General features: G+C 64.2%; 15 protein-coding genes and 1 tRNA gene. 7 read left to right on the top strand and 9 right to left on the bottom strand.

Going from position 1 to position 23,015, the window contains the following annotated elements:
* The first annotated feature begins 97 nt into the window (after positions 1–97).
* Positions 98–1,261, top strand: a complete 1,164-nt coding sequence (locus MON38_RS05830; protein ID WP_241935215.1) for a glycoside hydrolase family 113 — start codon at positions 98–100, stop codon at positions 1,259–1,261.
* Between the two features lie 186 nt (positions 1,262–1,447).
* Positions 1,448–2,644 (top strand): ADP-forming succinate--CoA ligase subunit beta, encoded by a 1,197-nt coding sequence (gene sucC, locus MON38_RS05835; RefSeq protein WP_241935216.1) that lies wholly within the window; start codon positions 1,448–1,450, stop codon positions 2,642–2,644.
* Between the two features lie 90 nt (positions 2,645–2,734).
* Here sucC and MON38_RS05840 read toward each other — a convergent pair whose 3' ends face one another.
* A complete protein-coding gene (locus MON38_RS05840) occupies positions 2,735–3,169 on the bottom strand; it encodes an organic hydroperoxide resistance protein (RefSeq protein ID WP_241935217.1) in 435 nt (144 codons plus the stop codon).
* Between the two features lie 166 nt (positions 3,170–3,335).
* On the opposite strand from MON38_RS05840, the gene MON38_RS05845 reads away from it, so the two are divergent.
* Positions 3,336–3,407, top strand: a tRNA-Arg gene (locus MON38_RS05845).
* A 312-nt stretch (positions 3,408–3,719) separates the two neighbouring features.
* Here the strand turns inward: MON38_RS05845 and MON38_RS05850 are convergent.
* The 3 genes from MON38_RS05850 to MON38_RS05860 all read right to left on the bottom strand — a co-directional run bounded on the left by MON38_RS05850 (position 3,720) and on the right by MON38_RS05860 (position 6,345).
* The gene (locus MON38_RS05850; protein ID WP_241935218.1) at positions 3,720–4,571 is read right to left on the bottom strand and encodes an energy transducer TonB; all 852 of its coding nucleotides are present in this window, start codon (positions 4,569–4,571) and stop codon (positions 3,720–3,722) included.
* Between the two features lie 68 nt (positions 4,572–4,639).
* Positions 4,640–5,377, bottom strand: a complete 738-nt coding sequence (locus tag MON38_RS05855; protein ID WP_241935219.1) for a dolichyl-phosphate beta-glucosyltransferase — start codon at positions 5,375–5,377, stop codon at positions 4,640–4,642.
* Positions 5,377–6,345: a radical SAM protein gene (locus MON38_RS05860; protein ID WP_241935220.1), complete on the bottom strand. Its 969-nt coding sequence runs from the start codon at positions 6,343–6,345 to the stop codon at positions 5,377–5,379. The genes MON38_RS05855 and MON38_RS05860 overlap by 1 nt, the downstream gene beginning before the upstream one ends.
* Positions 6,346–6,612: 267 nt before the next feature.
* Here MON38_RS05860 and MON38_RS05865 point away from each other — a divergent pair, with 267 nt between their 5' ends.
* Together MON38_RS05865 and MON38_RS05870 are read left to right on the top strand one after the other, a co-directional pair.
* Entirely contained in the window at positions 6,613–7,632 is a 1,020-nt protein-coding gene (locus tag MON38_RS05865) for a sensor histidine kinase (RefSeq protein ID WP_241935221.1), read from the top strand.
* A complete protein-coding gene (locus MON38_RS05870; protein ID WP_241935222.1) occupies positions 7,629–8,378 on the top strand; it encodes a LytR/AlgR family response regulator transcription factor in 750 nt (249 codons plus the stop codon). Before MON38_RS05865 ends, MON38_RS05870 begins: the two co-directional genes overlap by 4 nt.
* 180 nt (positions 8,379–8,558) lie before the next feature.
* On the opposite strand, the gene MON38_RS05875 is transcribed toward MON38_RS05870, so the two are convergent.
* The 3 genes from MON38_RS05875 to MON38_RS05885 form a co-directional block, all read right to left on the bottom strand.
* Entirely contained in the window at positions 8,559–9,044 is a 486-nt protein-coding gene (locus MON38_RS05875; RefSeq protein WP_241935223.1) for a hypothetical protein, read from the bottom strand.
* 385 nt (positions 9,045–9,429) lie between these two features.
* A complete protein-coding gene (locus MON38_RS05880) occupies positions 9,430–12,828 on the bottom strand; it encodes a pentapeptide repeat-containing protein (protein ID WP_241935224.1) in 3,399 nt (1,132 codons plus the stop codon).
* A gap of 57 nt (positions 12,829–12,885) precedes the next feature.
* Positions 12,886–16,476 (bottom strand): NHL repeat-containing protein, encoded by a 3,591-nt coding sequence (locus tag MON38_RS05885; protein WP_241935225.1) that lies wholly within the window; start codon positions 16,474–16,476, stop codon positions 12,886–12,888.
* A gap of 434 nt (positions 16,477–16,910) precedes the next feature.
* On the opposite strand from MON38_RS05885, the gene MON38_RS05890 reads away from it, so the two are divergent.
* Positions 16,911–19,199: a GH92 family glycosyl hydrolase gene (locus MON38_RS05890; protein ID WP_241935226.1), complete on the top strand. Its 2,289-nt coding sequence runs from the start codon at positions 16,911–16,913 to the stop codon at positions 19,197–19,199.
* A gap of 303 nt (positions 19,200–19,502) precedes the next feature.
* Complete coding sequence (locus MON38_RS05895; protein ID WP_422388738.1) at positions 19,503–20,012, top strand: fasciclin domain-containing protein; 510 nt, start codon at positions 19,503–19,505, stop codon at positions 20,010–20,012.
* A 125-nt stretch (positions 20,013–20,137) separates the two neighbouring features.
* Here the strand turns inward: MON38_RS05895 and MON38_RS05900 are convergent, their stop codons facing one another.
* Positions 20,138–22,084 carry a T9SS type A sorting domain-containing protein gene (locus tag MON38_RS05900; protein ID WP_241935227.1) on the bottom strand — a complete coding sequence of 649 codons (1,947 nt, stop codon included), beginning with the start codon at positions 22,082–22,084 and terminating at the stop codon, positions 20,138–20,140.
* A gap of 113 nt (positions 22,085–22,197) precedes the next feature.
* On the bottom strand, positions 22,198–22,959 hold the full coding sequence (locus tag MON38_RS05905; protein WP_241935228.1) for a PASTA domain-containing protein: 762 nt from the start codon (positions 22,957–22,959) through the stop codon (positions 22,198–22,200).
* Between the last annotated feature and the right edge of the window lie 56 nt (positions 22,960–23,015).

The following is a 23,015-nucleotide window of genomic DNA, read 5'->3' on the forward strand; positions in this document are numbered from 1 at the left end:
GCTACGCAGAAACCCAGCGGTGCGCAGCCCGCCACTATACGCAATTTCGCCCGGCGCGTAGCTTTGAACAATGCCCGCCCCCGATTTTTCCTTTCCTATGACGCCGCCCCTCGTTCCGGCGCAGCGCTGGTGGCCCTGGGCGCTGGCTGCTGTGCTGCCACTGCTGCTGTTTTTCTGGTTCCGGCCCCGCCAGGCCGCGGCTCCCGCCGACACCGCCCACGAGGCCCAAACGCTGGCCGAAGCGCCCTCGCCCTTTGCCGAGCGCGGCCGGGGCGCGGTGGTATCCGACAGCACCCGCCTGCGCGGCGTGAGCTGGGTGGGCGGCGACTCCATCACGGCCGCCGAGCTGGAGCCGCTGCTGAAGGACCACGTGAGCTGGCTGGCCCAGACGCCATTCGGCTGGCAGGCCAGCGCTACCGAGCCGGCCATCCGCAGCAACTTTGGGCGGCCCAGCGGGCGCTTCGGGCTGTGGGGTGAAAGCGATGCCGGCATTGCCTACACGGCGCGGCTGGCGCGGCCCAAGGGCATCCGCACGCTGCTGAAACCGCATTTGTGGGTGCGCGGCCGCAGCTCCTGGCCCGGCGACATCAATATGACCAGCGCGGCCGATTGGAACGCGTGGTTTGCCGGCTACACCGCCTTTATCCTGCACTACGCGGCACTGGCCGAGGCTGAGCATTTTGAGGGCCTGTGCATCGGTACCGAGCTGCAGCACGCCACCGAGCCGGCCCACGAAAAAGCCTGGCGCGGCCTCATCAAGCAGATTCGGCGGGTGTACCACGGCCCGCTGACTTATGCCGCCAACTGGAGCGGCGAGTATGAACAGATTAAATTCTGGGACGCGCTTGACTACGTGGGCATTCAAGCCTACTTCCCGCTCAGCACCCAGCCCAACCCGCCGCTCGATTCGCTGCTGCGCGGCTGGCAGCCGCATTTGCAAAAGCTGGCGCAGTGGCAGAAGAAAATCAAAAAGCCCATCGTCTTCACTGAAGTGGGCTACAAAACCACGCCCGATGCCGCCGCCAAGCCCTGGGAATGGCCCCAGCGCCTGGCCGCCGCCGCGCCGGCCGACGAAGCCACCCAGGCCCGCTGCTACGAGGCCCTGTTCCGGGCCTGCTGGGGGCTGCCGTGGCTGAAAGGCATGTTCATCTGGAAGTGGTACCCGAGCCTGCAACCCGACGGCTCGGCCCGCCGCCACGCCGATTTCACGCCCCAGCACAAGCCCGCCGAGGCCGTGCTGGCCCGCTGGTACGGGCAGTAGGGGCCGTAGCGTGGACGCTGCGAGTCCGCGCATTCGTTGAGCTGGAAATGCGCGGAGAATGCGCGGACTCGCAGCGTCCACGCTACAATGCTGGTAATCCTTTGCGCTAATCAAATCCAGCCGCCGTACTTTCGTGCCACCAAACCGCGAGGTAGCGTAGCTCAACACCACCCCTTACCCGTTTTTATGAACATTCACGAATATCAGGGCAAAGAAATCCTGAAAAAATACGGCGTCCGCGTGCAGGAAGGCATCACCGCCGACACCCCCGAGGAGGCCGTGGCCGCCGCCGAAAAGCTGACCGCCGAAACCGGCACCAGCTGGTACGTCATTAAGGCGCAGATTCATGCCGGTGGCCGGGGCAAAGGGGGCGGGGTGAAGCTCGCCAAAGGCCTGGACAAAGTGAAAGACATTGCCGAAAGCATCATCGGCATGCAGCTCGTGACCAAGCAAACCGGCGCCGAAGGCCGCAAGGTGCACAAGGTGCTCGTGGCGCAGGACGTGTACTACCCCGGCGCTTCGGAGCCCAAGGAATACTACATGAGCGTGCTGCTCGACCGCACGCTGGGTAAAAACGTCATCATCTACACCACCGAAGGCGGCATGGACATCGAGGAAGTAGCCGAGGCGCACCCCGAGAAAATCCACCGCGAGCACGTAGACCCCGCCGTGGGCCTGCAGGGCTTCCAGGCCCGCAAAATTGCTTTCAACCTCGGCCTCGAGGGCGAAGCACAGAAGGAAATGGTGAAGTTCGTGACGGCCCTGTACAAGGCCTACGACGAAACCGATTCCAGCATGTTCGAAATCAACCCGGTGCTGAAAACCTCGGACAACAAAATCCTGGCCGTGGACGCCAAGGTGACGCTGGACGAAAACGCCCTCTACCGCCACAAGGATTTTGTGGCCCTGCGCGACCTCAACGAGGAAGACCCGCTGGAAGTAGAAGCGTCGAACAGCAACCTGAACTATGTGAAGCTCGACGGCAACGTGGGCTGCATGGTGAACGGCGCCGGCCTGGCCATGGCCACTATGGACATCATCAAGCTGAGCGGTGGCGAGCCCGCCAACTTCCTCGACGTAGGCGGTGGAGCCAACGCCCAGACGGTGGAAGCGGGCTTCCGCATCATTCTGAAGGACCCGAACGTGAAGGCCATCCTGATTAACATCTTCGGCGGCATCGTGCGCTGCGACCGCGTGGCCAACGGCGTGGTGGAAGCCTACAAGAAAATCGGCGACATCCGCGTGCCCATCATCGTGCGCCTGCAAGGCACCAACGCCGAAGAAGGCGCCCGCATCATCGACGAAAGCGGCCTGAAAGTGTACTCGGCTACCCTGCTGAAAGACGCTGCCGAGCGCGTGAAGGAAGTGCTGGCGAACGCCTAAAGGCAAGTTAAAAGTTGAGAGTTAAAAGTTAAAAAGCCCGCCTGAATCATCAGGCGGGCTTTTTAACTTTTAACTCTCAACTTTTAACTGCTAGACAGGAATGGCTTCGCCTTTCACTTTCAATTCGACTTCCATGTTGCCGCGGGTACCTACCGAGTAGGGGCAGATTTCATGAGCCTTGCGCACCATGTCGATGGTTTTGGCCTGGTCGAACGATTTCAGGTCGACGTCGAGCACGGCGCTCAGGCCGTAGCCCTCGCCTTCCTGAAACAGCGTGACCGAGCACTGCACGGTGGTTTCGGCATCGAGCTTGTCGCCGGCGCGCTGGGCGATGACGAGCAGGGCCTGCTGGAAGCACGAAGCGTAGCCGGCCGCAAACAGCTCTTCGGGGTTGGTGGCGTTCTTCTTGCCACCGAGGCCTTCGGGCACCGACATGTCGAGGTCGATAATGCCGGTGGCGGAGCGGACGTGGCCGCTACGGCCACCAACGGCCGAAGCATCGGCCGTGTACAGGTTCTTTTTCATCAGGTGTAACAGGAGGTGAAAGAATACAGAATACAGATTACTGGTCAGCTTAACCCGCTTTTCGGGCCGAAGGTTATGGTTGAGCTTAGCCGGGAGGGGAGAAAAGTGCCTCGTAATTTGGCCCCGCGCGCTTTTGCGGCTACTTTTGCAGTCCTATCCAGGACCTGGCCGCGTCGTACAACGGATAGTATGAGAGTTTCCGAAGCTCTTGATTTAGGTTCGATTCCTAACGCGGCCACTGAAAACCCCCTTTACAGCTTGTAAAGGGGGTTTTTGCTTTTCCGAGTAACGCTTTGGGGCAACAGAGTCGGAAAAGATTCTTCCGGGTAATATGGCCTGAAGCTATTGCTGTTTAATTCTGATTCCTCCCGCCGCTTTTCCACTTTTCCTTCAATTGCCCTCCGCGTTGGGGCGGCGGTGCGGGCATTCCGGCTCCAGCCTGGGCTCAACCCGTAAAGCGAGCGCAGGTAGTCTTGCCCCCGGAGCTCGGCCATTGGTCTAAGCATGCATGGCTGCCGGCTTAGGCGTTGTTCAAGTCGTAGGCGCAGGGCTAATGGTAGAAGGAAACCGATATCTGCTTTGTGCATGCCAACGGCTGCCGCGCGCGGGTTTCTGTAGGACGTCCGATGGCGGGCTCGAAGGGCGGCAACAGGCGCACGATGCGCAGGGCTTCCTCGTCGTAGTCCGGGCCCAAGCCTTCCACGACGTGCGGGAAAGTGAGTTGGCCGGTGGGTTCCACGATGCACTCCACCTGCACGTAGGTGTCTACCGGAGGATGCGGCGCGGTGGGGCGCATCAGCCTGCGGATTTGCTCGTCCAGCGCCCGGTAGCCGCCCGGAAATTCCGGCATCAGCTCAAGCTCGTCCTTGTGGTGGCAGCGCGGCAGCTGCAGCTGAAAGGAATCCAGGACGGCGCGGCGCGCGCCGGTTTCGCGGTAAGCAACGTCGGCCTGGCGCAGATGCCAGGCCGCGTTGAGCTTAACATCCTCCTGGTGGTCGGTCAGGAACCAGTGAATGCCCAGCCCCGTGAGCACGACCAAAGCCCCGGCCCCAAAGCCGAAGCCGGCCAGACGCTTGGCTGGCTGGGCCACGAGTAGCAGGGTCATGCCCAGGGCCGCGAGCAGCACGGTTGTGGCAGGATGTTCGTGCAGCCAGGGCCAGTTGCTGCGGGCCGGGGCGTGCGCCCCGGGCAGTTTCGCCGACACGATGCACACCAACAGGTAGAAACTGCCCGTCAGCGCTGCAGCCAGCACCGCCAACCATACCAGGCGTATGCGCCGGGCCCGCCCCGTCAGGCCCGCCACGTGGCTTAGTTTGTGAAAGCGCAGGCCGAGTGCCAGGATGGCTACGGGAGGCCCTAGTATTACCAGGAAGAGAAAAAAGACAAGGAGAGTCGTTGACATGAGCAGCGAAAAAGATGAATTGAAGCTCCGCCAGCATCTACTGGCGAAGACATGAAGGCCATGGACGCTTACCCGGCGCTGAAAACGGCGGCCGGCTTTTCTGCCTGCCGAAGCTGTTTCCGGAGGCGGTACACTTGTTGAAATTCGCGGGGCAGCTGCCGGAAGTGGGCTTTGCTGCGCTCGTCGTTTTCCCAGCGCACGGGCACTTCCCGGATGCGCAGCCCCTGGACGCGGGCGCGGGCCAGCACTTCCAGGTCGAACGACCAGCCATTGACGGTGCAGGCGGCGAAGGTGTGGGCGGCCGCCGCGGCCGTAAAGGCCTTGAAGCCGCAGTGCGTGTCGGCCACGCCGGGCAGCAGCGTGCGCTGCACCACGCGGTTGACGAGCCGGCTCCAGACGCGGCGGAACCAGGGCTGGGGCCGCGTGACCCGGGAGGCGGGCAGGTAGCGCGAGCCAATGGCAATGTCGGCCCCCGCCGCCAGCGCCCGCAGCAGCGGGTCCAGCTCGTCGATGGGGGTGGAGCCGTCGGCATCGGAAAACAGGCGGACCTGGCCCGTGGCCGCCAGCATGCCCAGGCGCACGGCGTGGCCTTTGCCCCGGTTGGCCGGCGAGCACAGCACGCGCAGCCCCGGCAGCTCACGGGCCAGGGCCGACACCAGCGCCACCGTGTCGTCGGTCGAGCCGTCGTCGACGACGAGGATTTCAAAGCTGGCGGGGCGTGCGGCCAGAAATGAATGGAAGCGCCGCAGGGTCGGGCCGATACGTTGCGCCTCGTTGAAGGCCGGGATAATCAGGCTCAATTCCATCAGGCTTGGGCGCTTTTTTGGGACCGGAAACCGTCGAGCCGGCTGCCCAAGTGGGCATAGGCAATGGGGCAGCGGGCCGAGCACGATTTACCGCAGTCGAACTGGGCGCGAATGTCTTCTACCGAATACTCGGCCAGCGGCTTGGCGGGAAACCCGGTTTTGGGCTGACACAGGTGCACCAGGCCCGCCCCGTCGACCTCGAAGTGACGCGCGCCAGCCCGGCATTTCCAGGGCTTGCGTTCGCCGCGGGCCAGGGGCAGCTGGAAGTTGTCGTGCAGCACAGCCGGCAGGCGGCCTTTCATGCCCCGAATGCGCAGGTAGGCCTGCAGGGCTTCCGCGCTCAGGGGCAGGGCTTGGCCCTGGCTGTCGCGCATCAGCGAGCACTGGAACCCGAAGCCGAAGCCGACCACCACTTTGGCCACTGCCTCCATCTCGGCCGGGTTGCCGGACCCCAGCACTCCATTCACGCGCACCATGAACCGGGCGTGTTCGCGCAGCAGCTCCAGCTTGGGCCGCAGCCGGCGCATGCTTTTTTCGGTTATTTCGTTGTCTTCCAGGCTGTCGCAGCTCAATTGCATCCCGAACAGGCCGGCCTCGTTCAGGCTTTTGATGAGCGGGGCATTGAGCACGTGGCCGTTGGTGTTTATCATCGGCACCATGCCGGCTTCGGCGATGTAGCGCACCAGCTCGGCGATGTGCGGGTGCAGCAAGGGCTCACCCCCGTTAAGCGTCACGAAGACGGCTTTGAGCTTGCGCAGAGCATCCACCCGCGCTTTTAGCTCCGCTAAGGGCACGGGCTTGGATACCTTGTCGTACTCGTAACAATAGCCGCAGGCCAAGTTGCAGCGGCGCGTCACCACAATTTGCACCAGTACCGGCCGGTCGCGGTCGAGGGCGGCCTTCGCCATTTTCCACATCACCCGGGTGCGGGAAATGCGTAGTGGTTTGTCGAAAGAGGGTAAACGCATGGGGGCGGGGATTAAGGATGGAAAGAAATGTGGCACCCGGCAGCTGACCGAGCGGGACAAACCTGCCACGCATTTCACCCGGCCGGAAGCGTTTTCTGGCGAAGTCGGATTTCGGGGTATTGAATCGGGAAAGGAAGCGGGTGAATTGGCAGGCCGAATGCGGCTTTTCGCCCGGCGGGCTGGTAATATTGTCGTGGGGCCGTTGTCCCCGCGCTCTTGTTTCCGCGACTTTTGCCCTGGCGCAGGGCGTCGCCTCAATCCGGCCTCATGATTCGAAAAATTGCGCTGGCCGCCCTTGCCGCCACGGCGGTCTTCCACGTGGCGGTGTTCATCCAGTACGGCACCTTGTGGGTGGGCGCGCTGGTCGGCTATCAGGAGTTGCTGCTGGTGTTTGCCTTTCTGCTGGCCACCTTCTGGGCCCATGCGCCCATTGCCCGCGTCTTCGGGGCCGACCGGCTGACCAGGCTGCCCGCCTCGGCCAAAGCCCTGCTGGAAGGGAGTTGCGTGGTACTCGTCAGCCTGGTGTTCTGGGTGGTATTCTTCTCGTTGCCGCAGCATTTCCTGGTGCCCAGCGCGGAAGTCACACCCAAGGCGCTGCGTGTTTCGCTGGCCGTCAGCGCGGTGCTGTCCTTGTTCTTCTACTACTTCGTGGAGCGCGAGCACAGCCGCAAGAACCTGGCGCAGGAACTGGTGCGGGTAGCGCAGCTGCAAAAAGAAACCTTCCAGGCGCAGCTCGAAGCCCTGAAAAATCAGGTCGACCCGCACTTCCTGTTCAACAGTCTCAACGTGCTTGGCTCGCTCATTCACCTCGACCCCGACCGGGCCGTGCAGTTTCTGGGCCAGCTGTCGGACGTCTACCGCGCCCTGCTCGATTCCGGGGCGCAGCCGCTGGTGCCGCTGGGCCGCGAAATGGCGCTGGTGCGCGCCTACGCCAGCCTGATGGAGACCCGCTTCGGCGCGGCCCTGCGCGTGGAATGGAACATTGCCCCGGCCTGGGAGCAGGCCCTGGTGCCGCCTACCGCCGTACAGATGCTGCTCGAAAACGCCATCAAGCACAACGGCTCCACCACGCGCAAGCCGCTTATTATCAAAGTGTCGGCCGCCGAGGGCCGGCTGGTGGTCGAAAACAACCGCCAGCCCCGTACCGACGCCGTGCCCTCTACCCGTCTGGGCCTGCAAAATATCCAGCGCCGCTACCAGCACCTGACCGACCGCCCCGTAGAAATCGTGCCCACGGCGGAGGCCTTCGTCGTTCGCCTCCCGCTTCTAACTACCCCCGCCGCATGAACGTTGTTATCATCGAAGACGAACCCCTGGCGGCCCAGGCGCTGGCCGCCCTGCTTACCCGCCACCGGCCCGCCGCGCGCATCCTGGCGGCGCTGGGCTCGGTGGAAGAAGCGGTGGAGTGGCTGGGCGCGCAGCCGGCCCCCGATTTGCTGTTCTGCGACATCCACTTATCCGATGGCAACAGCTTCGACATCTTCCGGCAGGTGGCGGTGGGCGCGCCCGTCATTTTCACCACCGCCTACGACGCCTACGCCATCCAGGCCTTTCAGGTGAACAGCGTGGACTACCTGCTCAAGCCCCTGCAAGCCGCCGAGGTAGAACGGGCCCTGTTGAAGTACGAAACCCTGCACCCCGCCACGCGGCCGGCCGCCGTGGCCAACGTGCAGCGCCTGGTGCACAGCACGCCCCGTGCCCGCTTCCTGGTAAAAGCGGGGCAGGCGTTGAAGGCAATTCCCGTCGACGATGTGGCCTATTTTCTGGCCGAAGAGGGCGTGGTGTTCCTCGTCACCCACGCGGGCAAGCGGTTCATCATTCCCGACACGCTCGACCAGCTCGAAGGCCAGCTGGATGCCCGGAATTTCTTTCGCATCAACCGCCAGTTTATCCTAAGCATCGGCGCGGTGCAGGAAATCCGACCGTATTTCAAGGGCCGCCTGGTGCTGCAGGTAGCGCCTGCGGCAGCGGAGGAAATGCTGGTCGTGAGCGCCGGCCGCGCACCGGCATTCAAGCACTGGCTGGACCACTAGCACAACGGAGGCCTGTGGCTGTTCAGACGTTCAAACATGGCTGGCGCCCAGCCGCATGCTTCATTCTTCCACTGCAATCTGTTCACTGCGTAATCTGCAGCGAATACAGCCATTGCCCACCACAAACCGGGCACTGGGCAGGGGAGGGCACAGGCCATATCGCGGCGAGGCACGAACTACCTAATCGCCCACGTATTTCTTGAATTCATCGGTTTCCATAAAATCCTCCCCCGGAAAAACCAGCGGTAGCCCAGCTTGCCGGGCTGCTACAAGCTGGGCTTCGGTTCCGCAGAAATACCAGGCTTCCTGCCCTGTTAACCCAACCGCCGGGTTGATGCTGTACAGTTTTTCACCCGAGCCGAGAGCCGTTGGCAGGTTCTCCAATGCCTCAAAGAATTGGTCCGCCAACCAGTCATCGTTGGCGTGAGTACGAAAAACGACCACGGCGTCCGAGGTTGTGAGCGTGGCAACGAAATACTGTTTATCGGGGGAGAGTTCTTCGTGAAGTTGAATGGGCTTGTCGGGATAAATTTCCGACATAATCATGCGCAACAGCGTCGATAGGTCGCCCAGGTCGTAAATGCACTCGGTGTCGAACCCCACGTCCCGAAGCCCGTGTTGTTGCAGAATCCGGGGGATGTCTTTGGCTAGCTCGTCGATGGTCATGGCAGGGCTTGCGGGGCTGGGGTGATAGGGCCTTCGGTGCAAGTTAAAGAGGGCAACTGCCAATCGGTGCCTGCACATTCTTGGCAGTATGCAAGGCGCTTTCCCACATTCACCTGAGAAACTCTCTGGTCAAGCACCAACAGCCACGCACAAAAAGCGAGTGGCTGTTGGTGGCCAAGCTGGCCGTGCCCTATTTCGGTGCCCAGCGCACGGCTGAATATTCCACGCGCCCCACATACACGCCTGTTGCGTAGCTGGAGGGCATTTAGCCGCGGTGCTTTGTGGCATTGGCTGTCAGGGCATGATGCATTGTGCTGTTGGCGGAAGGTGGACAGTAAATGGACGAACATGCTGGTTGAAACGGCGTTCGCCTTTCCACCGCCTGCTACCGCGCTGCGGGCGGCTCGGGCGTGGCATCAGCAAGGCCCAGCAGCTGCGCGATTTGCAGCGAAGGCCACTTGTGCATGGGGGCCCGCTCCGATTCCATTTTTTCACCTTCGCAAGGGCCGAATTGGCCCGACGGGCAAGCGGTGGTGGCATCGGTCATGTCGTCGGAAAGCGTGGTAGGCTTGTACTTCTGCGGCCGGGTCTTCCCGCGGCGGGTTATCTGCATCTCGCCGGATTCCAGGGCGACGGCGGCGTAGGATAGGTCGACGCCAAACAGCTTGGCACTGCTGAAGTTAGCCCCTTGCAGGCAGGCGCCCGAGAAGGAAGATGCATTTTTGCCGGACTTGCTGACCGTTGTGCCGGTGAAGTTGGCATTGACCAGGCAGGCCCCCCCAAAGTTGCACCCTTGCAGGGCCTGGCCACTGATGCCAGAGAAGTCGGTGGCCAGCAGGTAAGCGCCCGTCAGGTCCGTGTTCAGCATGGTGGCTCCCGTCAGTCGGGCGCTGGCCCCCGACAGCTCTACCTGCCGCATATGCGCATTCGAGAGGTCGGCTCCCGATAGGTCGACGTTCAGCAGGGAGGCCCGGTTCAGGAGGGCGCCTTCCAGGGATGCCCCGCGCAGGTTGGCGTTGTCGAGGCTGGTTCCGTTCAGGTTGGCATCCTGGAGCAGGGCTTGCTGCAGGTTAGCGTTGTCGAGCACGGCGTCGGTCAGCTCCACGCCCGTGAGAATGACCGACGCGGCGTTGAGGTCCGTCAGCTGCCAGGGTTTCTTCCCGTCAGAGCTGACCGTGGTCCCGGTCACGGTAGGCACGTCCTTGAGTTCGGCCTTCGTGAGATTCAGAAAGCTCCAGTCCAGGCCCAGCAGCGCGAAATTGACCTTTGCGCCGGTGAAGTTGGTGCGGTCAGTCACCGTGCGGCCCATGAGCGGCCGGCGGCCGTCGACCACGGTGGCGGTGCTCAAGTCGACGCCGGTGAAGTCGCAGCCGCCCAGGTCGGGCGCGTCGAACACGGCCTGGGCCAGGGTGCTGCCGACAAAGGAGGCCCCCGCCAGCCGGGTGCGCACCCACTGGGTCCGGCTCAAATCGGTGTGGCCGAACCGAACCGCCTCGCCGTGGGCATCGGTGAACACCGCTCCGGCCAGCTTGCATTGCTCAAAAATGGCCCCGTGCAGGGCGGCCCGCTCGAAGTTGGCCCCCGTCAGGTCGGCCCCGGTGAAATCAGTCTTCGCTAGATTAGCCCCGCCGAAATTGGCCCCTTGCAGGTTGGCCCCCCGCAGGCTGGTTTCCGTCAGGTTGGCCCAGTCGAAGCGGCAGCCGTTGGCCTCCGCCCCATCGAAGCAGGCCCGGTGCAGCAGCGCGGCATTGAACCAGCAGGCTGTTAAGCCGTTCTGCTGGCCCAGCACGCAGCCTTCAAAGCGGGCATCGTAGAGCTCGGCGAAGGAAAACCGGGCCCCGTTCAGGTAGGCCTCGGTGAAGGAAATCCCGTGCAGCTTGCTGTGCTCGAACACGGTGTTGTGCAGCACGGCCCGCGCCATCTGAATCTGGCGGAACGAGGCCTGGCTGAAGTCGGCTCCCGTCAGGTCGGCATTCCGCAAATCGACTTCTGACAAAGTCGCTTCCCGGAAAGTGGCTCCCTGCAGCTGGGTTTCGCCGAAGCGGCAGCACTCGGCCTGTACGCGTTCAAAACGGGCTTCGGTGAGGACGGCTTTGGTGAAATCGGCGTCGCGCACGCGGGTGCCCACGAAGGACGTGCGCGCCAGCTGGCCGCGCGCGAAGGCCACGCTGTCGATGACGCCCTGGTGCATAATGGCCCCCGTCAGGTCGGCCTCGATGAAATCGGTATCGGTGCGGTCGGCCCCGCCGAAATCGGCGCCGGCCAGCTGCGCCCCGCGGAAATTAGCCTGGCGCAGGTTGGCCCAGTCGAAGCGGCAGCGCGCGGCCTGCGCGCCGGCGAAGTTGGCCCCGGCCAGGTTGGCCCCGTTGAAGCGGCAGATTTCCGCCTCGCCCGTCCGGCTCAGCACCGCCCCCGGAAACTGCGCCGATATCAGGCTGGCTTCGGTGAAAATGGTGCCGCGCAGGGTGGCATCGGCAAACAGGGGCCAGTTGGCCCGGAAAGTGCAGCGGCTGAAGTCGGTTCCGGTCAGCACGGTGCGGTCCAGCAGCGCCCAGAGCAGCTCGGCCCCGACAAAGCTGGCCTGGCTGAGGTCGGAGCCGGAAAAGCTGGCGTTGTTCAGCTTCGCCCCCTCAAAATGGGCTTCCCGCAGGTCGGCCTGGTCGAAAACGCTGATGCAAGCGTCGGCCCCATCGAAGCGCGCCCGGCGCAGGGTGGCCTTCGTGAACAGGCTGGCCATCGGTTCGCCGGGCACGAAGAAGACGGTGCCCTGAAACTGGGCATCCGTAAGGTCGGCCTCGGTGAAATTGGCCCCGCGCACCCGGGTGCCGGCGAAGGAGGCCCGCGCCAGCTGGCTGCGCACGAAAATCGCGCCGTCGACGAGGCCTTGGTACATGATGGCCCCCGTCAGGTCGGCCTCGGTGAAGTCGGTGCGGGTGCGGTCGGCCCCGCCGAAGTCAGCGCCGGCCAGCTTGGCCCCGCGGAAATTGGCCTCCAGCAGGTTGGCCCAATCGAAGCGGCATCGCTCGGCCTGCACACCCGCGAAGTTGGCCTGGCGCAGGTCGGCCCCGTTGAAACGGCAGATGCTGGCCTCGCCCGCCCGGCTAAGCACCACCTGCTGAAACTGCGCCGCCTCCAAGCTGGCTTCGGTGAGGGTTACGTTGCGCAGCGTGGCGCGGGTAAAGTTGGCGTGAGACAGCTGGGCGCGCGTGAGGTCGACACCCAGCAGGAACAGGTCAAAGAAATTAACTTTTCCCTCATTCCGCCCGCTGCGCAGCTCCTCCGGCGACAGGTACATCGGCGGGTACCCCTGCCCGGTTACCAGATTGACGTGGCGCAGGCGCAGCTCCGGCTGGCTGGCCCGGTCGGCCACCTGCCAGCCACCCCGCACCGCTTCGCCCTTCGGGTTGGCGCAGGTTTTTAACACAATGTCGCCATCCCGGCATTCGAGCCGGATGTAATCGTCGGCCTCAATCCACTCCAGGGTCATGGGCTCGTTGCCCCAGTACATGTTCGTGCCCGACCGGCAGAGCCAGGCATCCTGCCCCACGGCTTGGAGCTGCACGCTTTGGCCGCCAAGCCGATACAGCGCCACCGGAAAAAAAGCCGCGCCGTGGCCCGGCCCGGGGCCAAAGGCGATGTTATTGTCAAAAACGACGTTACTGTCTGCTTCGGCCTGGTCTGACCAGACCATGTAGCGGGGGTAGTGGTCAACCGGATGGTCGGCCGTCAGAAACCAGCCGCCGGAGTAGGTGCCGATGATGGAAAGTTGGGAGGAATCGGGCATAATGCAGAAGCACAATTGATTAAAAAAGAGAAGAAAACGCCGCACGGCAGGCGCCGGCTACACCGCCGGGGCCGGCGGAATCCATTGGCTGATGGAGGGCTCGGTGCGGCCGTTCGGCCCCTCAAACACTTCGTAGTTGAGGGTGTACACGCTGCGGTCGAGGCCCACGGTGAGCTTGTCGGCGGCCATGCGCGGGGTCGTCACCAGCAGCTCGCCGTCGGGCGTGTAGATGGTGAGGCGGTAGTCTTCGGGCCGGCGGCCGGCCCCCTGGCGCGCCAGCACGTAGAGGTAGCCCTTGCCTTCCACGGCCAGGTCGAGGTACTGCGTGCCCTTGGGCTGATTGAGCGCGAGGGTGCTGATTTTCTGGTCGGGCTGCTGCGGGTCGCGGAAATACGGCACGGGGTTGCCGTGCAGGTCGAAGGCCTGCACGCGCTGGTTTTCCAGCACCAGCACGGCCCCGTCGAGCCCGATGGCCAGCGCGCTGGGGTTGAGCAGCAGCCCTTCGCGCACGCCTTCGCCCGAAGCCAGGCTGGCTTTGGGAGCCTCGTCGTTGGGGCGGGCCGCGGCCGGCAGCCGGCACATGAACAGCTTGGCCGTGCCGTAGGACAGGCCCAGCACCCAGCCCTGCGGATGCACCACGTACCGGTCGAGCTTGACGGGGAAGCAGCCCCAGCTTTCGTCGGAGCCGGCCGCGAACACGGGCGGCACCACCTGCCGGGCCACTTCATCGAAAGCCGGGCGCAGCCGCCGCAGGTGAAACTCGCCGTTGGGCAAGCCCTCGATGAAGAAGTTGCGGCCCTCGCCCTCGTCCGAAGTGCCCAGGTCGTAGAGCAGGCCCGGCGGCTGGCTGTAGCCCACCGGGGCGGCCGCATAGCCCCGCTCGGGGTCTTCGAGAATGGAAATGCTCTGGAGCGCGTACAGGGCCTCGTTCGTCGGCGGGCCGGCCGGGTTGGTGTCGCGGGGCAGGTTCAGGCCGGTAGCCTGCCAGCAGTAGCCCAGCGCGGCCGGGGCCTGGGCCAGCGTGATGCTAAGGTGGCGCAGCACCTGGTGGCGGGCATCGGTGGGGGTGGCCGGGGTGGCGGTGGGAGCGAGGGCATCGGCCAGCCACACGTGCCGGCCGTGCTGGTAGGCCAGCTTGGCCAGGTGCGTGTACACGGAGGCCGTCGTGAGCGGAATGGCGTTTTCCGTCACCCGCAGGTCGGGCACGCGCAGCAGGGCGTCGGCATTGCCTTCGGCCCGCAGCCAGCCTGATTCGCCCTGGCCCGCCTGCCAGCCGTTGGCGGCGTACATAAACACGAAGACTTTCAGCCGGCCCCCGCCCGGCACGTCGCGGAAGAGCACCCGAATGGGCTCGCTACGCGGCCGGCCGTCCAGCACGCCTTCCATTAGTTGGGTGGTGGCGCTTTTGTCGTAGGTCACCAGCACGCGGTAGCGCCGGGCCAGCGACGGAAACTTGTGGAAGCGCAGGTCTGGGGTCAGCTCCACCTCCAGGTCGATGGCCCGGCCGATGTCGGTGCGGTAGCAGAAGGGCGACTGCAGGATGGCGACGGTGGTCTGGGCCAGGCTCGCCACCGTGACCACCGCTCCGAACACCTGAAAGGCCAGGCCCACGAACGGAATAGCCCGGGCGGCGGCTCCTTCGGTGGCCTTTTGGGCAATAAACTTCTTCAGGCCGGTTTTCAGCAGCAGCGGCCCGAGGGCGTTGCTTACCTGTAGCAGCGGAATTTCCGAGTTGCCCCGCCGGTTGATTTCCTTGCCGGTGAAGGCACCGACCACCCCGGCCCCAACGGCCAGAATGCTGTAAAACACCGGCTTATTTTTGATAATCCGGTTCACCACGGCCGAATCGGCAATGGCCGAGCCCAGGGTGAGAACGAGCAAGGGCAGCGCCAGCTCCATGCACGCGGTCATCAGCACCCCCGCCCCGCACACGTCTTCGTCGTACTCGCCGGTGCCCAAGCCACCCGTTAGCAGGCGAATGGCCTGGGCGCCTTTGGGTATTGGAATGCGCAGCACGATGGGGTCGGACTGCACCGGAATCCCGCACATCATGTTGACGGGCGGCAGGATGTCCAGAAATTTCTTGGTCTTGTTGCGCTGAAAGGCATTGGGCACCCAGCCGGGCAGCTGGTCGTCCCAGTCGGGCGGCGTCATCGGCTGGCCGGCCCCGTCCAGAAACTGCACGTAGGCCCCCAGGTGCCGCAGCCAGTGGTTGGTGCAGGTCACGTGCAGTGTGCCGTCGTACTGGTCGTTGCATTCGTTGCGCAGGTCCAGGTCGTACACCGGCCGGGTGCTGCCGTCGTCGGTGCGCAGGTGCAGCGCGGCGCTGGCGTTGTCGCCCAGGCCTTGGCCCTGGCACCGCCAGGTCAGCGCGGTGCGGTCCTCACTTAGTTCAAACCGGGCCTGCACGGCCGCGTCGGGTTGGCCGGCAGTGCTTTTCTGGTTCACCTCCACCGTCGAACCAGTTCCATGCGGCGCGGCGGCGGGCACCAAGGGCACCCGAAACAGCCCCTGCGGGTAGCTGGCCGTCACGATGAGCAGCACGAGCCGGCCCGCCGCGAAACTGGCCGCCAGCTCGGGCGTGAGGCGGGTGGCGGCGGGCTGCTGTTCATCGTACCACAGGCCCTCGGCCTGCCAGCGGCCTTCGGCACTGCGTGGGGCCGACTCGTAGCGCACACGCGGGTCGATAGCCAGCCCGGCGCTGGGCGTCAGGTTCGAAAGGCTCCACTTGAAGGCGTGGCTGGCCCCGGTGGCCCGCAGCATGGCCTCGCCGGTGGCGTGGCGCTCGGGCTGCTCCTGGCCCACGGTGCCGGGCTGCACCGTCCACTGCTGGCCCCGCAGAAACTGGCAGTCCTTCACTTCTTTCAGGGCCAGCCGCAGCGGGCCCACCAGGGCAGCTTTCACGGCGGGGACCAGCTCGTCCGAGAACAGCAGCACGGGCGGGTCGCCGGGGTTTTCACCCGGCGTCGTCATCTGCCGGCGGGCGCCGTCGGGCCCGGGTTCGTCCAGCACCGGCACGCTTTTCTTCCACGCGGCCCCCAGCTTGCCAATGGTATCGGGCAGCACCATGCCGTCGTAGCCAATGGCATCCTCAATAATATCCAGGATATAGGCGGGGACTTCCCCTTCGTTTTCCTGGCTGAGGTTGAGCAGCTCCGGGTGCTTGAAGAGCAGGGCGATGGCCGTATCCAGGTGCGACTGATTGGCCGTCCGCAGGGTCGGCCCCGTGGTCCGACGCAGCCGATAGCGCCGGAAGTCGGGCAGCTCCCCCGCGTCGTCTTCGGCGGCCGCGGCAGCCTCGGCGCGCTCGGCTTCGTGCCGGGCCCGGGCCGCCGCGCGCCCGGCGGCCGGCACATGAATTTTCATGGCCAGCAGCTGCCGGGCCGGTTGGCCGTGGGCCGCCGTCAGGGCCGGAGCCGTCACGTAGAGGAGGCTGGGCCGGGTGCCGGGCAGCTCCAGCTGGTCGATGTAGTGCGTGAGGTCGGGCGGGGGCGGGCTGCCGAAGGCTTCGGTAGGCTGCTGCCCGGCCCGCAAGCGAGTGGCCGGCGAGTGCGGCAGCAGGGCATAGTCGCGCAGGTTGGCGTGTAGCAGCAGGCCGCGTTGCTCCGGCACGTGCGGCAGGCTGAAATGCAGGGTTCGTTTTTCCATTAGCTGAGGTTAGGCAGGTTGTCGACGCAAACCTTTGCCCGTGCTTGCCCAGCCACCAAAAACCGAGCATAGACAAAGTATGGACAGTTTTCGCAATTGCCTGACTGCCAATCGAATTTTTTATCTGGCAGCTTTGGCACAAACTGGGATTGAAATTGCCGCCGGCTGCCGGGCGGCCCCGGTAGCGGCCCGCAGGCGAGTTATTGCAAGGAGCCGCGGACGAATGTAAACGACCCCAATGGCAGTGGCCGCCGGGCCGCCGTGCGGCTTCGAAGCAGCTCCGGAACAATTTGGCGTGAAGGTGATGCCGGCTGTTGCTGGTTGCCACAACAGAAGACAGAAGAAATGCTCGTCCTTCGCCGGCCTTCCTCGCCCAAACCCGAATAAAAAACCGACCCCGGGCCTGAGCGAATCAGCCGTGTACTTTTACCGCCATGATGACAAGATGTACCCTGATTTTTCTGGCCGGCGCGGGGCTGCTGGCCGCCGGCCCGGCCCGGGCCCAAACGGTCGATTTGGTGGATTGGGTGAACCCGCTGGTGGGCACCGACTCGAAGCCCAGCCTCTCGAACGGCAATACCTACCCCGACATTTCACGGCCCTGGGGCATGAATTCCTGGACGCCGCAGACCGGCAAAATGGGCGACGGCTGGCAGTACAGCTACGGGGCCGATAAAATCCGGGGCTTCAAGCAGACGCACCAGCCCTCGCCCTGGATGAACGACTACGGGCAGTTCGTGCTCATGCCCCTCACCGGCAAGCTGCGCTTTGCCGAGGACGACCGGGCCAGCTGGTTTTCGCACAAGGCCGAAACCGCCACGCCCTACTATTACCGCGTGTACTTGGCCGACCACGACGTGACCACCGAGCTGGCCCCCACCGAGCGGGCGGCGCGCTTCCGCTTCACCTTCCCCCAAACCGATAGCGCCTACGTGGTGCTCGATGCCCTCGACAAAGGCTCGATGGTGAAGCTGTTGCCCGCCGAGAACAAGATTATCGGCTACACCACCAAGAACCGGGGCGGCGTGCCGGCCAACTTCCGCAACTACTTCGTGGTGCAGTTCGACCGGCCCTTTGCTAACACCCACGTTTTCAAGGACAAGGTGCTGGACGCCGCCGCCCTGGAGGCCACGGCCGCCCACGTGGGCGCGGTGCTGGGTTTCAAAACGAAGAAGGGCGAGCAGGTGCAGTGCCGGGTGGCCTCGTCGTTCATCAGCGCCGAGCAGGCCGAGCGCAACCTGAACGAAATCGGCACCGACGACTTCGAAACCGTGAAGCAGAAGGGCCGCGCCGCCTGGAACGCCGCGCTGGGCCGGGTGCAGGCCGAAGGCGGCACCGATGCCCAGATGCGCACATTCTACTCGTGCCTCTACCGTTCGCTGCTGTTTCCGCGCAAGTTTTACGAGTTGGATGCGGCCGGGCAGCCGGTGCACTACAGCCCCTACAACGGCGAGGTGAAGCCTGGGTTTATGTACACCGACACGGGGTTCTGGGACACATTCCGGGCGCTGTTTCCTTTCCTGAACCTGGTGTACCCCGACGTGAACACCGAGATTCAGCAGGGCCTGGCCAATGCCTACCGCGAAAGCGGCTGGCTGCCCGAGTGGGGCAGTCCCGGCCTGCGCAATGTGATGGTGGGCAACAACTCGGCCTCGGTGGTGGCCGACGCTTATCTGAAAGGCGTGCGCGGGGCCGACGCACAGATGCTCTACGAAGCCCTGACCCACGGGGCCAACAACGCCGGCCCGCTCACGGCCGTGGGCCGCGCCGGCGTGGCCTACTACAACAAGCTCGGCTACGTGCCTTACGACGTGAAAATCAACGAAAATGCGGCTCGCACGCTCGAATACGCCTACGACGACTTCGCCATTGCCCAGATGGGCCGGGCGCTGGGCCGGCCCAAAAAGGAAGTGGAGCTCTACGAAAAGCGCAGCCAGAACTACCGCAACCTCTTCGACCCCAAAGTGGGCCTGATGCGCGGCCGCAACCAGAACGGCACGTTCCAGACGCCGTTCAACCCCTTTAAGTGGGGCGACGCTTTCACGGAGGGCAACAGCTGGCACTACACGTGGTCGGTGTTTCACGACGTGCAGGGGCTGATGGATTTGATGGGCGGCCGCAAGCCCTTCGTGGCCACGCTGGACACGGTTTTCCGGCTGCCGCCCACTTTCGACGACTCGTATTACGGTGAGGTCATCCACGAAATCAAGGAGATGCAGATTGCCGACATGGGCCAGTACGCCCACGGCAACCAGCCGGTGCAGCACCTGCTCTACCTCTACGCCTATGCCGGCCAGCCCTGGAAAACCCAATACTGGGTGCGCGAGGCCCTGAACCGCCTCTACAAGCCCACGCCCGACGGCTACTGCGGCGACGAAGACAACGGCCAGACCTCGGCCTGGTACGTGTTTTCGGCCCTGGGCTTCTACCCCGTGTGCCCGGCTACTGACCAGTACGTGCTGGGCGCGCCGCTTTTCCCGAAGGTGACGCTGCACCTGCCCGCCGGCAAAAACGTGGTGCTGAACGCGCCGCAGAACTCGGCCGCCAACCGCTACGTGGGCGCGCTGCGGCTCAACGGGCAGGCGTACGGGCGCAACTGGCTCAGCCACGCGGCGCTGGTGCAGGGGGCGACGCTGGATTTTGAGATGGTGCCCGCGCCAAATACCGGGCGCGGCACCGCGCCCGCCGATGCGCCGTTCTCCGTGTCGAAGCCGCGCCGGTAAGGGGCGGAGCTGATTTATGAGCAGAGGATGAAGGGGTTGGGTGAATAAAAAACCAAATACAGCGCTTTGGCCGTATAGCTCAACCATACTCTCACCCTCAACACTCACCCCATGAACACGAAAACCATCTTCACCGCCCTCGCCCTCACCGTTGCCTGCTCGGCCCCCGCGTTTGCCCAGGACATGAAAACCAAAGGCGACGACGAAAAGACCAAAACCAAAGCCGACGGCATGACCACCAAAACCAAAATGGCGGACGACGGCAAAATGAAAGTGAAAGGCAAGTCGGATGCCGGCGATAAAATGAAAGCCAAAACCAAGCCGATGCAAGGCTCCATGGGCATGGGCAAAGGCGTGATGGTAGGCGGCGCAATGATGACGGCCGACAAGGACATTGTGGACAACGCCATGGGCAGCTCCGACCACACCACGCTGGTGGCCGCCGTGAAAGCCGCCGGCCTGGTCGAAACCCTGAAAAGCGCCGGCCCCTTCACTGTATTCGCGCCCACCAACGCCGCCTTCGATAAGCTGCCCGCCGGCACCGTGAACTCGCTGGTGACGCCCGAAATGAAGCCCACGCTCACCAAAATACTGACCTACCACGTGGTGCCCGGTCGCCTGATGGCTTCGGACCTGAAGAATGGCCAAACCCTGACCACCGTAGAAGGCGAAACCCTGACCGTGATGAAAAGCGGCAACAGCGTGATGCTGAAAGACGCCAAAGGCGGCATGAGCACCGTCACCATCCCCAACGTGGCGTCGAGCAACGGCATTACTCACGTAATCGACACGGTTTTGATGCCCGCTAACTAAGCGACTCGCGAAGCTTAAGCAGCCACGAAAAAGGCCCGCCGGATTGTCCGGCGGGCCTTTTTCGTGTTTATGAATTGGAAGAAATGCTTCGCTACGCGCGGCATAACGCTCGTTTATTTTCCTGATTATTCCAGTAGCAGGCGTTGGGCCACGGTGCGGCCGTCGGCCAGCGCGAGGCGCACGAGGTACACGCCCGGCGGCAGCGAGGGCAGCGCTAGCAGCGACTGGCCAGCTTCGGCGGCGGGCTGCTGCCACACCACGCGGCCCACGGCGTCGAGCACGGCGGCGCGGGCAAAGGCGGGGCCGGCTACGCGCACTGCTCCGTGGGCCGGGTTGGGGTAGAGGGCGAAGGCCGCCGCTTCGGCGGCCGGAGTAGTGGCGGTGGCCACGTTGTTGGTCATCACCGGGCGCATCAGTGGGGCTCCGTATTGCGCCTGGTAGCGAATGGAATCCCATTGGCCGGTATTGCTGCGGGCGAAGAGGTGGCGCGGCGGAACCGTACTGTTCAGGTCGAGGCCGTAGGGCAGGGTACGGCCGGTGCTGGGCTGCGAAAAACCTACGTGGAACGTGCCCGAAACGGGGACGGGCTGGTCGAAATCAATCTGAAAGTATTTCCAGCCCGCCGGATAAGCAGCCGGAATCACGTAGGTTTTCGAGCGCAGGATGTTGGCATCGTCGGGCAATCCGTTCTTGTCGCCCCACACGCTGATGGTTACCTGGCGGCTGCCCGTGTCATCGGGTGTAAAAACGGGCACCAGGCGCAGGCCGCGCACAAAGTCGGGCTGGTTCACATCGAAGCGGTAGGCAATGGCCAGCTGTGGGCCGTTGGGGTAGGGCAGCAGGAACGTGGTGTTTTCCGCCGTGCCATCGTCGTAGGCGTAGTAGTTGTTCAGTTCCACATCGCGGAAGATGGTATCATTGGCGAGGGTGCGCGGAATGGTTTCGCGCGAGTTCAACGCCAGGGTGTAGCGCAGGCGCTTGGGCGTGGCCGACACGGGCAGCGGCTGGCTGGCCGCCGAGCCGGTAATGGGCGACTGGCGCGCGTTGCCCGGCACCAGCGTCGAGGTTTGCAGCCAGGAGCCGATGGTGGTGCCGGCCGTCAGGTCACGCACGGTACCCGTTACATCGACCGACAAGGGCGAAGCCGTGCCGCTCAGGTTGCTCACGTTCACCCCCAGGCGCGGGTTGAGCTCGCTGCTGGGCGGGCTGGCGGCGTTGTACTGCCACACCGGCATGGCCGTGAAGCGGCGCAACGGGCTGCGCAACCCACCCGAGGGCGAGCTGCCGACCAGGCCCGCGCCGGTGGCCACGTCCGTGAAAGTCGTGTCGGTGAGGCCGCGGCTGCGGCTCCGGTCAAGCAGCACATAGTCGACGCTGAAAGTGTCGGAATTGCTGCCGGGGTTGCCGCTGGCCACGAAGCGGAACTGGAAGTCGCCGTGCAGGTACTTGGTCTGGTTCAGGTCGATAACCACCTGGCTGAAGCCGGTACGCCGGCTCACGGCGTTGTAAAACCACTTGCTCTCCCAGGTGCCCGTATTGGTTTTCACGAATAATTCCAGGCGCACGGGGTTGCCGGGCCGGTTCGACCCCGGCACGGCGGCAATGTTGCCTGCCTGCCAGGCAAAGCTCAGGTACACTTGGTCGCTGGTGCCCAGGTTACCCAGGTTGATGGGTTGCGAAGTCAGCGAATCGATGGGGCCGTTGAAACTACTGGCCCCGTACACTTGGCCGTTGGCGCGCAGGCCGTCGAGGGTAGCCGCGCCGCGGGTGGGCGGCAGCAACGCCAGCCGGTTGCTCACGAATGCCCCGCCGCTGGGCAGCCAGTTTTTGGAGCTGGGGTTGCCCTCGAGCGGGGTCGTAAAATCATCAAAAAACGGCAGGCTGAGCGCCGCCGTGCGGTACTGGGCCTGTAGGGTAGCGCTGGGGGCGTACTGCGCCCGGCCCGGGTCGGCCGTGAGCGGCCCCGAAGAGAGCACCTGCGCCGTGGCCGGAGCCGCTTGCAGCAGCAACAACAGCAGTGGGGCACATAACAGCGGCAACAAGCGGGGCAGCGAGCGGAAAGGTGTCAGCATAGGGCTAAGGTTTGGGGAGCTAACGACGGAGGCGGGGTAAAAAGTGCAAGGGGCGCGCGGCCTGCGCCTCGCGCCCCTTGCGGCGGAACATTGCAGCCGGCCAAAGCGGCCAATTACTTCGCAATCCAGATATCAACCAGCTGGCCCATGCGAATGGTGGCATCGGGGCCGGCGGCAGGACGCTGGCGCACCACCGTGCCGCGCGTCTGGCCGTCTTCGGCGGGCTGCTCAAACACTTCGCCTTTTTGCAGGCCCTGGCCCACGAGTAAGGTCACGGCCTCGTCTTCGGGCATGTTGATGAGGTTGGGCACGGCAAACGTCTGGTTGCCCTGGCCGTCGCCCACCACGAGGTCCACCTTAGTGCCTTTGGCGATGGCCGCGCCGGGCGCGATTTCCTTGCCGTTCACCAGCTGCTTCAGCACCGCGCCCGAGGCCAGGTCGGGCACCAGCTGAATCTGGCCCACCACCAGGTCGTAGCTTTTGAGGATGAGCATGGCGTTTTTCGAGGAGCCGTCGGTGAGCTTGGGCATCTTAATCACCGGCGGGTTCTTCATGCTCACCTGCAGGTAGATTTTGCGGCCCTCCTTCACCTTTTCGCCCGGGGCGGGGTCCTGCACCAGCACCGTGAAGGGGCGGATGTTGGGGCTGTAGCTGGAGTCGTCGACGAAGTAGTTCAGGTTGCGCTCGTCGAGGTAGGCTTCGAGGTCGGCCACGTTCATGCCCGTCACCTTGGGCACCGTGATGGTTTCGCCGTGGTGGGTGCTCACGGGCAGGTACACGTAGAAAAAGCCCAGCACGAGCAGCAGGCCCGCCACGGCAATGAGCACGAGGTGCTTCACAACGTCGAGCGGCGTATTGGAGGTGAGGAAAGCCATTGGGGGAAAGCTAGAAGCTATTTGAAAGAAGAAAGCCCGTCATGCTGAGCGCAGCC

The organism is Hymenobacter cyanobacteriorum (genome assembly GCF_022631375.1).
In the GTDB taxonomy this organism is placed as follows: Bacteria; Bacteroidota; Bacteroidia; order Cytophagales; family Hymenobacteraceae; genus Hymenobacter; species Hymenobacter cyanobacteriorum.

Coding starts and splice junctions, on each gene's coding strand:
- MON38_RS05830 (WP_241935215.1), top strand. CDS start 98: ATGACGCCGCCCCTCGTTCCGGCGCAGCGCTGGTGGCCCTGGGCGCTG.
- sucC (WP_241935216.1), top strand. CDS start 1,448: ATGAACATTCACGAATATCAGGGCAAAGAAATCCTGAAAAAATACGGC.
- MON38_RS05840 (WP_241935217.1), bottom strand. CDS start 3,169: ATGAAAAAGAACCTGTACACGGCCGATGCTTCGGCCGTTGGTGGCCGT.
- MON38_RS05850 (WP_241935218.1), bottom strand. CDS start 4,571: ATGTCAACGACTCTCCTTGTCTTTTTTCTCTTCCTGGTAATACTAGGG.
- MON38_RS05855 (WP_241935219.1), bottom strand. CDS start 5,377: ATGGAATTGAGCCTGATTATCCCGGCCTTCAACGAGGCGCAACGTATC.
- MON38_RS05860 (WP_241935220.1), bottom strand. CDS start 6,345: ATGCGTTTACCCTCTTTCGACAAACCACTACGCATTTCCCGCACCCGG.
- MON38_RS05865 (WP_241935221.1), top strand. CDS start 6,613: ATGATTCGAAAAATTGCGCTGGCCGCCCTTGCCGCCACGGCGGTCTTC.
- MON38_RS05870 (WP_241935222.1), top strand. CDS start 7,629: ATGAACGTTGTTATCATCGAAGACGAACCCCTGGCGGCCCAGGCGCTG.
- MON38_RS05875 (WP_241935223.1), bottom strand. CDS start 9,044: ATGACCATCGACGAGCTAGCCAAAGACATCCCCCGGATTCTGCAACAA.
- MON38_RS05880 (WP_241935224.1), bottom strand. CDS start 12,828: ATGCCCGATTCCTCCCAACTTTCCATCATCGGCACCTACTCCGGCGGC.
- MON38_RS05885 (WP_241935225.1), bottom strand. CDS start 16,476: ATGGAAAAACGAACCCTGCATTTCAGCCTGCCGCACGTGCCGGAGCAA.
- MON38_RS05890 (WP_241935226.1), top strand. CDS start 16,911: ATGATGACAAGATGTACCCTGATTTTTCTGGCCGGCGCGGGGCTGCTG.
- MON38_RS05895 (WP_422388738.1), top strand. CDS start 19,503: ATGAAAGCCAAAACCAAGCCGATGCAAGGCTCCATGGGCATGGGCAAA.
- MON38_RS05900 (WP_241935227.1), bottom strand. CDS start 22,084: ATGCTGACACCTTTCCGCTCGCTGCCCCGCTTGTTGCCGCTGTTATGT.
- MON38_RS05905 (WP_241935228.1), bottom strand. CDS start 22,959: ATGGCTTTCCTCACCTCCAATACGCCGCTCGACGTTGTGAAGCACCTC.